This window comes from Terrimonas ferruginea DSM 30193, from assembly GCF_000425585.1.
Taxonomy (GTDB): Bacteria; Bacteroidota; Bacteroidia; order Chitinophagales; family Chitinophagaceae; genus Terrimonas; species Terrimonas ferruginea.
On sequence record NZ_AUDS01000009.1, the window covers coordinates 13,774 to 27,697 of the forward strand.

Genomic DNA, 13,924 nt, shown 5'->3' on the forward strand with positions numbered 1-13,924 from the left:
GCCTTTGCTCCTTATACGCCTTTGCGTGACATCGATGCTGCTTGTTCACGCAAAGGCGCAAAGAAATTAAGACGCAAAGAATAGCTAAACTATCTCATTCATTCACTATTCATCATTCACGATTCTGAATTTTACCTGTCCATCAGGATAATCCTCTCCGTCGTCACCACCCTTCCTTTCTCCGCATATTCGGCCAGGTAAATTCCTGCCGCCAAACCATCGAGCGACCACTCATTGCGTCCCTGCTGCAGGTTGCCGAACTGGCGCACGGTTTGTCCGTGCAGATTGATCAAACGAAGCGTGCTGCCCGCGGGAACGGCCTCCGTAAATTGCAGGACCAGTTTTCCATTGCGTACCGGATTGGACAATATTTTCAAAGCACCTTTTCTTTCAATCACTACGGTACGCACCACAGAATAACTGAATCGCCCGTCACGGTCTTCTATGCGGAGACGATAGTAATTACGGCCAGCCACCGGTGAATGATGCGTGTAGCGATAAGCAACGGGTGCGTTACCGGTTGCGGCAACAATTCCTGCCGTTGTATACGCCGCACTGCCATCGGACCACTCTATCACATAACGCGCTACGTTATCTTCTTCGCCAACCTCCCAATTCAGTTCGGCCTGCGTTCCCGCCGCCTGCGCTGTAAAAGAAGTAATTCGCGCAGGTAAAGTAACCGAAGGATTATAAGTATAACTGTACTCAATCGCATCGGGACCTACCTGCCAGCTGTCCAGCGCGCCCTGTGTAACGGTTACCGGCGCACTGCCACTGTATTCATCCGCACCGATATCGCGTACACCGGTACGGCTTTGTTTTTCAAAATCCGTATTGATCTCCGGATAAGCGGTGGATGCCGCATCGATAGCCGGGCTTCCTTCACCCAAACGCCATACTTTATAAGCAAGGGAGCTGGCACATCCTGAACCGGAACAGGCAGGCTGCATGAGTTTCGGATCTGCTACTGTAATGGCGGAAGCAGGCAGCGTAACACCCACACTCGCATTCAGGGTTGGATAAAAAATGTTTCCCGTAAACTGTACGCCGTTGAGCGATGCAGTGCTATAGGCTTTCACCATCGCGCGGCTGCTGTCGACAACAATGTTGTGCAAAAACTGACAGTTGACCGGGCGCAACGGATAGTTACCGTTGTTGTCGAAACCGATTTCGACATTGGACTGGTTGTGAACAAAAGTATTGAATGCCACCACGAGATTTTCCGGCAGGTAATGTTCTGCCAGACTGGATGAACTGTTGGTTACATCGCCATTGGTAATGGTCATTGCCGCATCCCATTTTTGTCCGGTCAATCCATGAAAGTAGTTGTTGACAATGCGATGGTCTTTCCCATATACACGGATGCCGCCGCAGCCAATTGTGCCTCCGTTGAATTCGGCGGTTTTATTTTCTCCGAAGAAAAAATTGCCTTCGGCCACACTCCGGAAACCCTGCCGCAGGCAGAGTGTGCCCAGGCAACGGACAAATGTATTGTAGCGGATAATGTTGTCGCACGATTTGATGGACACGATCTCCGGATCACCGTCGCAATCTTCAAAGCGGTTGTACTCGATGATGGTAAAGCCACTGCTCTTCGACAGTGTACTCACGCCTACACGGATGCTTTCTTTTTCATTGGCGGCTCGCGGGCCGTTGTTGCGGAAAAGGTTGTGATCGATGGTGTCGTATTGGGTTTGCTGATTGATGTTGCCATCCATGCGGATAAAGTTGCCCGCTTGTGTTTTACCGTCAAACAGGTTATGGTCGATTCTGTTGTAGCCGGAACGCAAAGGTTCGGGACTTGCATACGTATCGCCTACATATACCCAGGTGCAGGAACTGCTTTCAATGATCTTGAAACTATTCTGGGTGATGCGGAAGCGGCTGCAGTTTTCCAATTTAATGCCTGTACCGATGTTTACGCTTTCAAAAGCGAAGCCCTGGAAGGTGGTATATTTTACATTGCGGAAAACCAGCGTAGTGGCGCCATTAAGTACCGCCATGCCTTTGTTTTTGGCGCGGATGATAATAGGTTTCTCAGAACAACCGGAGCGCGTGACGGTAGTGCTGCTGAGGTTGTATTGTCCGTCATTTACCTCAATGGTATCACCGGGGTTCATGGCCGCCAATGCATTCTTGAATTCGGTAACGGTACTCACTGTGCGTTTGACCGAAGGTGTCGTATTCGGGGAAATGGCTGCGCCGATGTTTACGTCTCCGGTTACGGTAAACGTTCTGCTGAGTTGCGTACCCGATAAAGCGCCGGTCCAGCCGTCGAACTGGTAGCAGGCTTCGTAGCTGAGGGTGGCGGTCACTTTTGTTTCGGCATAATAACGGCCATCGGGAGAAGTGGGCGACAGGGTGATGGTGCCATTGGCTGGTTGCGCCAAGGTAACCTGGTAAAGCGCAGGCGGATTTGCAGGATCGATATCCACGTCTGCGCTGATGCTCATGTTGCCGGCAATGGTGAACGTTTTGGAGAGTTCTGTGCCGGTGAGCCCGCCTGTCCAGCCATTGTTGCGATAGCCCGCGGGCAACGACAAGGTAGCGGTAACGGTGGTGCCCATTTCGAATACAGGTCCGGCTGGGTTCAGGGTGATGGTGCCAAACAACGGTTGTGTAACGGTAACCGTTCGTGTGGTGGAAGAAGCACCGAATGAAACATCGGCGATGGGTGTTTTGCCAATATAAATATCATCGACACTTGCGTCGGATGTGGCGGTTTGTGTATCGTTGGTATGATTGAAACGAAGCGAGTGGAATTCTTTAACGCCGGCCTGGCGCGTGCCGCTGGCAGTGGGGGTGTAGGTTTCGCGGAAACTCATTTCGGTAGCGAAAACAATTCCGTTTACGGCCACTTTATATTTTTCCGTCACGAAATCCATTTTCACGGACAGGCGTACCCATTGGCCGGCTACCCAGTTGGCTACGTTGACGGCAGAAGAACCGTTATAAGCTTTGATCTTATTATCGGTACCAAACTCCAATACAAAAATACGCTTGGAGCTACCGCCATAGAGGTCGTAGCCATTTACAGCAATCCCTTTGGTGGCAAAAGAGGCGGGATTGATCCACATATCGGCGTAAACCTCCTCGCTTATACCGGGTACGTTCCCGGCATAAGCCACATAATTAAGCAGCAGTGCGGTACCGGAAGCAGACAACTGTAAGCCCTGGGTACCGCCGTGAGCGGCGGATGAGGACACGGTGGCATTACCGGCGCTCAGCGACCAGCCTTGCTGACCATTGACGGAACCTGCGGTGTAAGGGGATGCAAATGAAGTTTGCAAAGCCGTTTGACCGGCAACAGGGAAGCAGCCAACCAGGGTTGACAAAAGAAGGACAGACAGCAATCGGAGCATGGCAATTAGATTTAAGCAGGTTAGAATGTAACATTACGTTGAAAACAGGTTGCTTCGGGTTGGCGCCTGCTTAGATGATATTGAAATTATTGGCATGCGAAGATTGTTTCGTTTAAAAAAAATGGGGAATGTTTGTGCTTTCTTCAACATTGATTACCGGTAGCGATGCCGGTAACGTTCGCGGCAGTTAAATAATTCAAAAGTCAAAATTCAAAAGTCAAAAAAGCGACTTAAACGCTGACTAGTACTGAATACCTAAAACTTATTGCTTATGTCCGAAGCTTACACCTTTTGCCTTACACCTTATTCCTTCTCCCTTACGCCTTACGCCTTTTACCTTAATCCTTACTTTTGCACCATGAAGCATCTGAAGGCGCTGAATAAATATTTCTGGAAATATCGCTTGAGATTGGCAACTGGCTTGTTGTTCGTTTTGCTTTCCAACTATTTCAACGTACTGGCCCCGCAGCTTACGGGTTATGTCATCAATTTCGTTAACCGCGCAATCGGATCGGCACCCGCCGGTGCGGGCGACCAACCCGGTGACTACGACATTCTCGTGCAAAAGATCATCTCGATGGTCAGCGGTATTTCGGATGTATGGAAACTGGTGGCCGTATGTGCCGTTATCTTATTGGTACTTGCCTTACTTCGCGGTTTCTTCCTTTTTCTCATGCGCCAGACCCTGATCGTAATGAGCCGTCATATCGAATACGATCAGAAAAACGAAGTATATGCGCATTACCAGCAGCTCGATGCACTTTTTTATAAAAAAAATAATACCGGCGACCTCATGAACCGCATCGCCGAAGATGTAAGCCGCGTGCGGATGTTTACAGGTCCTGCTATTATGTATGTAGCCAACCTGGTAACCATCATTTCGCTGAGTATCTTTTTCATGGTTAGCCGGAGCCCGGAACTTACCCTGTATGTGCTGATGCCGCTTCCGATCCTTGCGGTGATTATTTATTTCGTCAATATGACCATTCACAAAAAAAGCGAACGCATCCAGGAATCGCTTTCCGGTCTTACCACCAATGCGCAGGAATCATATTCGGGTATCCGTGTGATCAAGTCTTTTGTCCAGGAAAGAAACATGCTGGAATTTTTCTCCCGCAACAGCGAGGAATACAGGCAGAATGCGGTAGGATTGGCAAGGGTGGAGGCGATCTATTTTCCTTCGATTACTTTATTGATCGGTTTCAGCACGCTGCTTACGATCATGATCGGCGGTCTTTATTATATCCGTCACGAGCATAACATGGAGCTAGGCACCATCGTGGAATTTATAATCTATGTCAACATGCTTACGTTTCCCGTAAGTGCGATCGGGCTTACGGCGAGCATGATCCAGCGGGCAGCGGCTTCCCAGAAACGATTGAATGAATTTTTACAAACAAAACCAGCTATTGCTGAACCGCTTCAGCCCCTGGAACCGGTGCTCAAAGGCGGAGTGCAATTTGATAACGTAACCATGGTTTATCCTGATACAGGCATTCATGCGCTGGAAAATTTTACGCTGGATATCCGTCCTGGTGAAAAGGTGGCAATTACGGGGCGGACGGGCAGTGGTAAAACAACTGTCGCCCAGCTATTACTTCGTATGTACGATCCCGTGCAGGGAAATGTGTCTGTGGACAATGTGCCTTTGAAAGAAATCAGTCTGCATTCCCTGCGCCGCCAGATCAGTTATGTGCCGCAGGATGTATTCCTTTTCAGCGATACCGTGGCCAACAACATTGGCTCGGGTATAGAAAATGCCACCCGCGAACAGGTGGTGCAGGCTGCGGAGATGGCAGGTGTTGATCCGGATATCCGCCGTTTTTCCGCAGGATACGAAACCATGATCGGTGAGCGCGGCGTAACCTTGAGTGGGGGACAGAAACAACGGATTTCGATAGCACGGGCGTTGATCAAAGATCCGGCGCTCATCATTCTCGACGACTGCCTGAGCGCGGTGGATGCCAAAACCGAAAAAGAGATCATCGGACGGCTGAATGAATTCCTGGAGGGCAAGACAGCCATCATCATTACGCACCGGGTATTTTCCCTGCTGGAATTTGACCGGATTGTGGTGCTGGATCACGGACGGATTGCGGAGCAGGGCACGCATGCCGAGCTGATGCGCATCCCCGACGGGCATTATGCGTCGTTATACGCCCGCCAGCAGCAGGGAATGACCGAAGGTTAATGCCGCCAAAAGGCTTTTTCGGGTGGAAAAACACGGGGGTAATTAGGATTTGGCTGTTTCAAAAACATCTATATATTTGTGACTTCCCAATTTGTATATCTTTTAACAACCGAAAAAACCTAATCAAGTGGCGTACGAGAACAACGACAAAAAGATGGAAAGCATTTACAGCAAACGCATCCGGGCGGGAAAAAGAAGAACTTACTTCTTTGATGTGCGTGCTACCCGGGGTAATGATTATTACCTGACCATCACTGAAAGTCGCAAGCGGTTTGATGACAACGGGTATGACCGTCACAAAGTTTTCCTGTACAAAGAAGACTTCAATAAATTTATAAAAGCCCTCAACGAAGCGGTGGATTATGTGAAGACTGAATTGATGCCTGACTTCGATTTCGACGCCTTTAACCACGATGATCTTGGTGAGGACGGAGAAACTGTGGTGGCTGAAGTAACTGTCATTTCTGAGATCGAGATCAGCAGTGAAGAAACAGCGGAAGCTGCTGAAGAGATTAGTCCTGCACCAAGCAGCACTGAAGAAGTAGACAAGTGGTAAGTAAATTAAACAACCGACTGATTATGTATAGTGCTTCCCGCAAGGGGAGCATTTTTTTTGGGTGAATAGTGAATGGTGAATAGTCAATAGTCAATTGTGAATCGTGAATAAAAAACAGCCATGGTTAGTGCCCTCCGAGAGTCTCAGGAGCGAACCACGGCTGTTTTTACTTAAAACTTAAAACTTATTACTTACCTCAGCTTCTTATAGGCATTGATCAAACCATTGGTTGAGCTGTCGTGGCCGCTGACGGCCGTTTCATCGCCTAACTCCGGGAGAATGCGGTTGGCCAGTTGTTTGCCTAATTCCACACCCCACTGATCAAAGCTGAAGATATTCCAGATCACCCCCTGTACAAATATTTTGTGCTCGTAAAGTGCGATCAGTTGCCCTAAGGTAAAGGGAGTGATCTTTTTTACCAGGAATGAATTGGTGGGGCGGTTGCCACTGAATACTTTGAAGGGAACCAGTTTGCTGATCTGTGCCGCTTTTAATCCGCTTTCTTTCAGTTCGGCCGTTACTTCTTCTGCGGTCTTGCCATTCATCAGCGCTTCTGTTTGTGCAAAAAAATTGGACAACAATTTGGGATGATGATCGCCGATAGGATTGTGGCTCTGGGCGGGTGCAATGAAGTCGCAGGGAATGATGACAGTGCCCTGGTGGATCAATTGGTAAAAGGCGTGCTGTCCGTTGGTGCCCGGCTCGCCCCAGATTACCGGTCCTGTGGCGTAGGTCACAGGCTGTCCGTCGCGGCTCACACTTTTACCATTGCTTTCCATATTTCCCTGCTGGAAATAAGCGGCAAAGCGCAGCATGTATTGATCGTAAGGAAGAATGGCTTCCGTTTGCGCCCCAAAGAAATTGGTGTACCAGAGACCGATAACCGCCATCAATACCGGAATGTTCTTTTCAAAGGAAGTATTACGGAAATGGTTATCGGTATTGTACGCGCCTTTCAGGAGCTCTTCAAAATTTTTATACCCGATAGACAAAGCAATGGAAAGACCTATCGCACTCCAGAGGGAGTAACGTCCGCCTACCCAGTCCCAGAAACCGAACATGTTTCGCTTGTCGATGCCAAACTTCACCACTTCTTTTTCGTTGGTGCTGAGTGCCACGAAATGTTTGGCGATATGGGCTTCGTCTTTGGCTTTCCGTAAAAACCACTCACGCGCCGTATGCGCGTTGGTCATTGTTTCCTGGGTCGTGAATGTTTTCGAGGCTACCAGGAACAAGGTGCGTTCTGGTTTTACTTTCTTCAGTGTTTCGGCAATATGCGTACCGTCTACATTGGATACGAAGAAGGTCTCGATATCTTTTACATGATAAGGGCGCAGGGCTTCGGTCACCATCTGCGGTCCGAGATCGCTGCCGCCGATACCGATGTTTACAATGTAACGAATGCGTTTCCCGGTATAACCGCGCAACTCTCCGCTGTGGATTTTGTCGCAGAAACTTTTCATTTTTCGTAATACCTTTTTCACTTCAGGCATCACGTTTTCTCCGTCGGTAGTAACAGCGCCGGGGGAGAAATTACGCAAAGCTGTATGCAGCACTGCGCGGTTCTCGGTTTCGTTGATCTTTTGTCCGTCGAACATGGCGGTTATTGCCTTTGCAAGACCGGCCTGCTCTGCAAGTGCCAGCAATTTGCTGAGCACATCATCATCGATAATATTCTTGGAATAATCAAAAAGGATATCACCGAGCCAGATATTGTATTGGTCAAAACGCCGCGGGTTCTCTGCAAACAGTTGTTTCATCTGTACGTCTTTCATGCGATCGTACGCTTGCTGCAGTTGTTGCCAGGCGGCTGTTGTTGTGGGGTCTTTTTTAGGAAGCATATGCTTTAAAATTTAAATCGTCAATCGTCAATCGTGAATGGTGAATCGTGAATGGTGAATCGTGAATGGTGAATGGTGAATCGTGAATGGTTGTTTCATTTTCATGTTCCACATTCTCTCACCCGTGGTTCGTGTCTGCGGTCAATCGTGAATAAGCTGTTTAACTTACTACTTATTACTTAATACTTAATACTTACTACTTAATACTCATCACTCACAACTTTCCAAACTGCTTTATGGTCCGCTCAATCATACCGGCTGTTATGTCAAGATGAACGACCAGCCTGATGCGATCGGGCGCTATGGCATAGGCCAATATATCCAGCTCTTTCAGCTTTTGTACAAGTGCAGGCGCGGAGCCGGCTTCGTGCAGTTCGAAAATGATAATATTGGTTTCTACGGGCAATACTCTTTTTACCCAACTGCGGCCCTCCAGAGAATCTGCAAGCTGACGCGCATGTGCATGGTCTTCCTGCAGCCGGTCGATATTATTTTTCAATGCATAAATACCCGCCGCAGCGATATAACCGGCCTGCCGCATGCCACCGCCAAATACTTTGCGGAAGCGTCTTGCGCGACGGATGAATTCTTTTTTACCCAATAAAACGCTACCTACCGGGCATCCCAGGCTTTTGCTCAGGCAAATGGAAATACTGTCAAATGTTGCTCCGTATTGCTGTGGTGTTTGCGATTTGGCAACCAGCGCATTGAATAAACGCGCTCCATCGAGATGAAAAGCCAGTCCGTGCTGAGTGCAAAGTGCGCGTATTGCCGTGATGTCCTCCCATTCATAGCAACTGCCTCCGCCGCGGTTGCTGGTATTTTCCAGGCATACCAGGCTTGTACGCGCGCGGTGAACATCATCCGGGTTGATGGCGTTGGCCACCTGCGCGGCGGTAACCCGTCCTCTGTCGCCTGCCAGTAATTTCACCGACGCGCCGGCATTAAAAGCAATACCTCCGCCTTCGTATTGATAAATGTGTGCATCAGCGTCACAGATCACTTCATCGCCGGGTTGTGTATGTACTTTGATGGCGATCTGGTTGGTCATGGTACCCGATGGGCAAAACAACCCTGCTTCCATGCCAAACATATCGGCCGCCAGTTGTTCAAGTTCGTTGATGGACGTGTCTTCGCCGAATACATCATCGCCAACGGGAGCGTTCCACATGGCTTTGAGCATTTCGGGGGAAGGTTTGGTAACGGTATCGGAACGGTAATCGATCATAGCAGATATAAATTACCTGCAAGATAACAGTTCACTACCGAAAAAAGGCAGTTGGCGGGACGCTGTAAACAGTTGAGCGGCGATTTGTTAATTTGGTGCCGTGAATATCGGATTCTGGCAATACCTCATCATCATACACGCGGCGATCGCACTCGCTTTGAGTGGCATGTTCCTGTTGGCTAATTTCAAACAGTTGTTCAGGAAATCCATCCGTAACGAATGGCTGCGGGCCAATATCTCGGCCTGGCTGATTATCTTTTGTTTCATCATGGCGCTGCTGCCGCTCAATGGCAGTCTGTTTGAAGCCATCGGCGAATACGGGGTAGGCGTGGCTTTGCTCGGGCAGGCGATATTAGTAACGCTCAACACGCTGATTGTGTTCAACAGTGTGCGCTGGGTAGTGCGGCATCCGCGTTTTCAGCAATGGTCATTTGCAAAGCATCAGGCATTGATATTAGTAACGTTGATCGTAACAGCCGTTATTACAAGCCTGTTGTTTTATATTGCCACGGCTGAAAGGGAAAATATACACAACTGGCAATCGACGGTATTGATCAGTCTTTATTTTGCCACCGGCGTCGGATTGGTGCATGTGTTCTCTGCTTATGTTTCCCTGGAAAGGCAAAAAAGAATGGACGAGCAATCGCTGGAACTTAGCCGGCTGCGGGAAGCAAAAGCCACGGCGGAATTGGAAGCATTGCAGGCCAAGATCAATCCGCATTTTTTATACAATGCATTAGGCGCCATCGCAGATCTGTCACTGACCGACGGCTTGCGTGCGCGGGAGATGACGCTTGCATTAGCGGATCTGTTCCGGTACAGTCTCAACTACGCTGGTGACAACTACGCAACGGTGGAGGAGGAACTGCAATTGAGCAGCCTGTATCTCCGGATAGAACAAATCCGTTTTGAAAATAAACTGCAATACGAAGTGCATACCGATGCGGAAGCCGGTACATTCCGCGTACCGCGGTTCTTATTGCAACCCTTATTGGAAAATGCAGTAAAGCATGGACTGAAAGCGACTGACCGCCTGACGTCGATCCGGATCGATATCACCGCCCTCGAGGAGGGCATCAGCATTGCGGTAGGAGACAATGGTCCTCCCTTTCCGGAGGAACTGGTACCGAGATACGGACTGCAAAGCGTATTCGATAAACTGGATCTGTTGTTTCCCAACCGGTATGAAGTATTGTTCCTTGCACAACCGAAAGCTGTGGTTATAAAAATGTACACACCAAAAGCCAGGCGACATGTATAAGGTATTGCTCGTGGATGATGAACCTGCGGCACGACGCACCCTACGGCGTTTGCTGGAACCTTACGGGGCATTGTTCAACATCATCGCCGAAGCGGCAAACGGGAGAGAGGCGATAGAAAAAATCCAGGCATTGCAACCGGACCTGGTATTTCTTGATATACGGCTGCCGGATATGTCGGGCTTTGAAGTATTGCAACAACTGAAAGAAGTACCGCATATCATCTTCACCACGGCGTATGAAGAATATGCTATCCAGGCTTTTGAAACATTTGCGGTGGATTACCTGCTGAAGCCTTTGCGCGAAGAACGTATTGCGCAAACGGTGGAAAAACTACAGCGGTTGGGGCGTCTGGGAAATACCGACACCGCTCCCGACCTCCAGGCGCTTATCGACCGGTTCAATCAACCGGTAGCCGCTACCTCGCTGAGTGTACGAACGGGTGATCGCATCAACCTGTTGCGTTTTGATCAGATCACTTATCTCGAAGCGGATGACAAATATGTATGGATCTACCTGGTCACCGGCCAGAAATATTTATCGGGCGCCACGCTGAGTTCATTGGTAGAAAAATTACCGGCCCACTTTTTTCGCATACAGAAGTCTTACCTCATCAACAAACAGCTCATCCGGGAAATGCATCGCCATTATAACGGACGTTATCGTTTTGTAATGAACGATACCAATGCCACCACCTTATATTCCGGTCGTACTTATCAGCAGGAAATACGAAAGGAGTTCGGCCTTTAGCGCCGCTGAAGGCGCCTAATTGCCATTTATCCCAAAATAGCGGCCAACTGTAACCCGGTCTGGCTTCAAGCGTCCTATTTCCAACTTTACCGTTACCGTTCATCCCCTCAATTTTGCCGTTCAATTCAAAACAATGTACTATGCATTGTATAGTACCTACTTTTGAGTTGTAACAGCTAAAACAAAGTACCATTTTATAAAAGTAAACCAAATGAAAAAGATTCAACTGATTGTACTTCTGCTTCTTATGTCCGGTGTGGCAGTGAATGCGCAGAGCCGGATTACCGGGCAGGTGCAGGATGAAAACGGGAAATCGGTTCCCGCGGCAACCATTACGCTCCGCCATGCGGCAGATTCCGCCATGGCAAAAATTGAAATGACAGCGGCCGATGGTCGCTTTTCCCTGGACAGCCTGAAGACCGGCGATTATTTCGTCAGCATCACTTCGGTAGGTTTCCAGGCCGTAAATTCGAAGTTGATCTCTTTGAAAGAAAATATACCCGTTCAATTGCCGGCCTTCCGCCTGTCGCCCGAAGCCAAAGCCATGACGGGCGTCACTGTTACCGCCAAAAAACCAATGGTGGAAATGAAGGCGGGTAAGATGATCGTGAATGTGGATGCCGCGCCTACCAATGCCGGTTCAACCGTGATGGAACTACTCGAAAAGTCTCCCGGTGTAACCGTCGACAACGATGGCAATATCAGTGTAAAAGGCAAACAAGGCGTAATGGTGCTTATCGACGGCAAGCCTACTTATATGAGCAACGCCGATCTCGCGGCTTACTTGAAAAATCTGCAAGCCAACCAGGTGGAGCAGATCGAGATCATGACCAATCCTCCCGCTAAATATGATGCATCAGGTAATTCCGGTATCATCAATATCAAAACAAAAAAAGGAGCGATCCGTGGTACCAATGGTAATACCAACATTGGTTATACCCAGGGCGTTTATGCGAGAATAAACGGTGGTCTCAACCTTAACCACCGCAGCAGCAAGTTTAATGTGTTTGGTAATTATTATGTGGGCACCTATGAAGGCTTCAACAGGCTGTCCATCAACCGCCGTTTGTATGAGGCAGACAAGGAAACCATTATGCGTACGATCGACCAGGTTTCACGTCCGCATTTCAAAGGCAATTATCACAGCATGAAAGCGGGAGCGGATTATTATTTCTCCAAAAAAGATGTGATCGGGCTTGTGTTCAATGGCAACTTCAATAAGAACGATGAAGATCCTTCAGGCCGCATCAATATCCGCAGACCCGACGGTAGTCTCATCAACCGGCTCGAGTCCAATGCTAATAACAATCGTAATTCACAGAACTATGCTTTCAACCTTAACTATAAAAGAAGCATTGATTCCACAGGTCGCGAATTGTCGACTGACTTCGACTATGCGCGTTACGTTAACGACAATGCATCTTTCCTCAATACACGCAGCTTCGATCCGCTGGGAAATAAATTAGGTCCCGATGTTTTGTTGGCCGGTGACCTGCCTTCCAATATTACCATCTACAGTGGTAAAGTAGATTACCTGCATCCGATCAATAAAAATCTTAAACTCGAAACAGGTGTCAAGGCAAGCCTTGTAAGTACCGACAACGAAGTGAACTACCAGCGCAACGAAGGAACCGGCTGGATCAAAGACAATCGCAGTAACCATTTCATTTACGATGAAAACATCAATGCAGCTTATGCTATCATGAGCGGTTCCCTGAAGAAATTTGAGTGGACGGCGGGTCTTCGCCTGGAGAACACGCAGGCAAAAGGGCATCAGCTCAGCAATGACTCTTCTTTCCGCCGCGATTATACCAACCTTTTTCCGAACGCTGCGCTGAGCTATAACCTGAATGATAAAAACCAGTTCAGCCTGAGCTACAGCCGTCGCGTTGCACGCCCGAATTATGACGACCTGAACCCGTTTGTATTCTTCCTCGATTCCCTGACTTACGGACAAGGTAATCCATATCTGTTGCCACAGTTCACTAACAACATCGAGTTCAGCCACACGTTCAACAGGTTCCTGACAACCACGCTGAACTATACGCAAACCTCCGATGTAATCACCGAACTGCTGAAGCAGAACACCGCGGAGAGCATCACCTACCAGACCAAAGACAACCTGAATACGATGAGGCAGTTGGGTATTGCCGTGATGATCAATACAGCGGTAACCAAATGGTGGAACACGAATATCTACGTGAATGTATACAACAACCGTTACCAGGGATTGTACAATAATGATCCCGTTGATCTGCAGTTCAGCACACTTGTTTCCTCGGTTAATAACACGTTTACTTTTGGTAAATGGAGCAGCGAGATCAGCGGATGGTACCGTTCACCAAGTGCGGAAGGCTTGCTGAAGGCCGGTCACATGGGAGCGCTCAACGTTGGTATCGTACGCCAGGTGTTTGAGAAGAAAGGCACGATCAAACTCGGCTTTTCCGATGTGTTCCGCACACAGGTGTTCAGAGGTGATGTACGTTACAGTGATGTGGATGTTAATATCCACGCCCGCCGCGATACACGGCAGGTGCGCCTGACCTTTACTTATCGTTTTGGTAAAAAGAATATTGCGCCCGAGCGCCGTCGCCGCAGCGGACTCGAAGACGAGCAGAACCGTATCAAATCAGGTAATTAACCATTACTGTTCTTTTCTCCTGTAGCATGATGGGTCGTTCCGTTGTCCGGAGCGGCCCTTTTTTAGTAGTAAGTAGTAAGTAGTAAGTAGTAAGTA

The 13,924-nt window shown here is 48.6% G+C and carries 8 protein-coding genes; 5 read left to right on the forward strand and 3 right to left on the reverse strand.

Annotated features, from left to right (window positions below; all coding sequences use genetic code 11):
- Positions 1-131: 131 nt before the first annotated feature.
- A complete protein-coding gene (locus H608_RS23300; protein WP_081658755.1) occupies positions 132-3,362 on the reverse strand; it encodes a chondroitinase-B domain-containing protein in 3,231 nt (1,076 codons plus the stop codon).
- 358 nt (positions 3,363-3,720) lie between these two features.
- Between H608_RS23300 and H608_RS0101665 the strand changes: the two genes are divergently transcribed.
- Both H608_RS0101665 and H608_RS0101670 read left to right on the forward strand, forming a co-directional pair.
- Positions 3,721-5,553, forward strand: coding sequence for an ABC transporter ATP-binding protein (locus H608_RS0101665; RefSeq protein WP_028786146.1), 1,833 nt, complete (start codon positions 3,721-3,723; stop codon positions 5,551-5,553).
- Between the two features lie 127 nt (positions 5,554-5,680).
- Complete coding sequence (locus tag H608_RS0101670; protein WP_028786147.1) at positions 5,681-6,109, forward strand: DUF3276 family protein; 429 nt, start codon at positions 5,681-5,683, stop codon at positions 6,107-6,109.
- Between the two features lie 191 nt (positions 6,110-6,300).
- On the opposite strand, the gene pgi is transcribed toward H608_RS0101670, so the two are convergent.
- Positions 6,301-7,950: a glucose-6-phosphate isomerase gene (pgi, locus tag H608_RS0101675; protein WP_028786148.1), complete on the reverse strand. Its 1,650-nt coding sequence runs from the start codon at positions 7,948-7,950 to the stop codon at positions 6,301-6,303.
- A 214-nt stretch (positions 7,951-8,164) separates the two neighbouring features.
- The gene (locus H608_RS0101680; protein ID WP_028786149.1) at positions 8,165-9,178 is read right to left on the reverse strand and encodes a threonine aldolase family protein; all 1,014 of its coding nucleotides are present in this window, start codon (positions 9,176-9,178) and stop codon (positions 8,165-8,167) included.
- Between the two features lie 100 nt (positions 9,179-9,278).
- Between H608_RS0101680 and H608_RS23305 the strand changes: the two genes are divergently transcribed.
- The 3 genes from H608_RS23305 to H608_RS0101695 all read left to right on the forward strand — a co-directional run bounded on the left by H608_RS23305 (position 9,279) and on the right by H608_RS0101695 (position 13,828).
- A complete protein-coding gene (locus tag H608_RS23305; protein ID WP_051267918.1) occupies positions 9,279-10,439 on the forward strand; it encodes a sensor histidine kinase in 1,161 nt (386 codons plus the stop codon).
- Positions 10,432-11,187, forward strand: a complete 756-nt coding sequence (locus H608_RS0101690) for a LytR/AlgR family response regulator transcription factor (protein WP_028786150.1) — start codon at positions 10,432-10,434, stop codon at positions 11,185-11,187. The genes H608_RS23305 and H608_RS0101690 overlap by 8 nt, the downstream gene beginning before the upstream one ends.
- Positions 11,188-11,398: 211 nt before the next feature.
- Positions 11,399-13,828, forward strand: a complete 2,430-nt coding sequence (locus H608_RS0101695) for a TonB-dependent receptor (RefSeq protein ID WP_028786151.1) — start codon at positions 11,399-11,401, stop codon at positions 13,826-13,828.
- Positions 13,829-13,924: the final 96 nt, after the last annotated feature.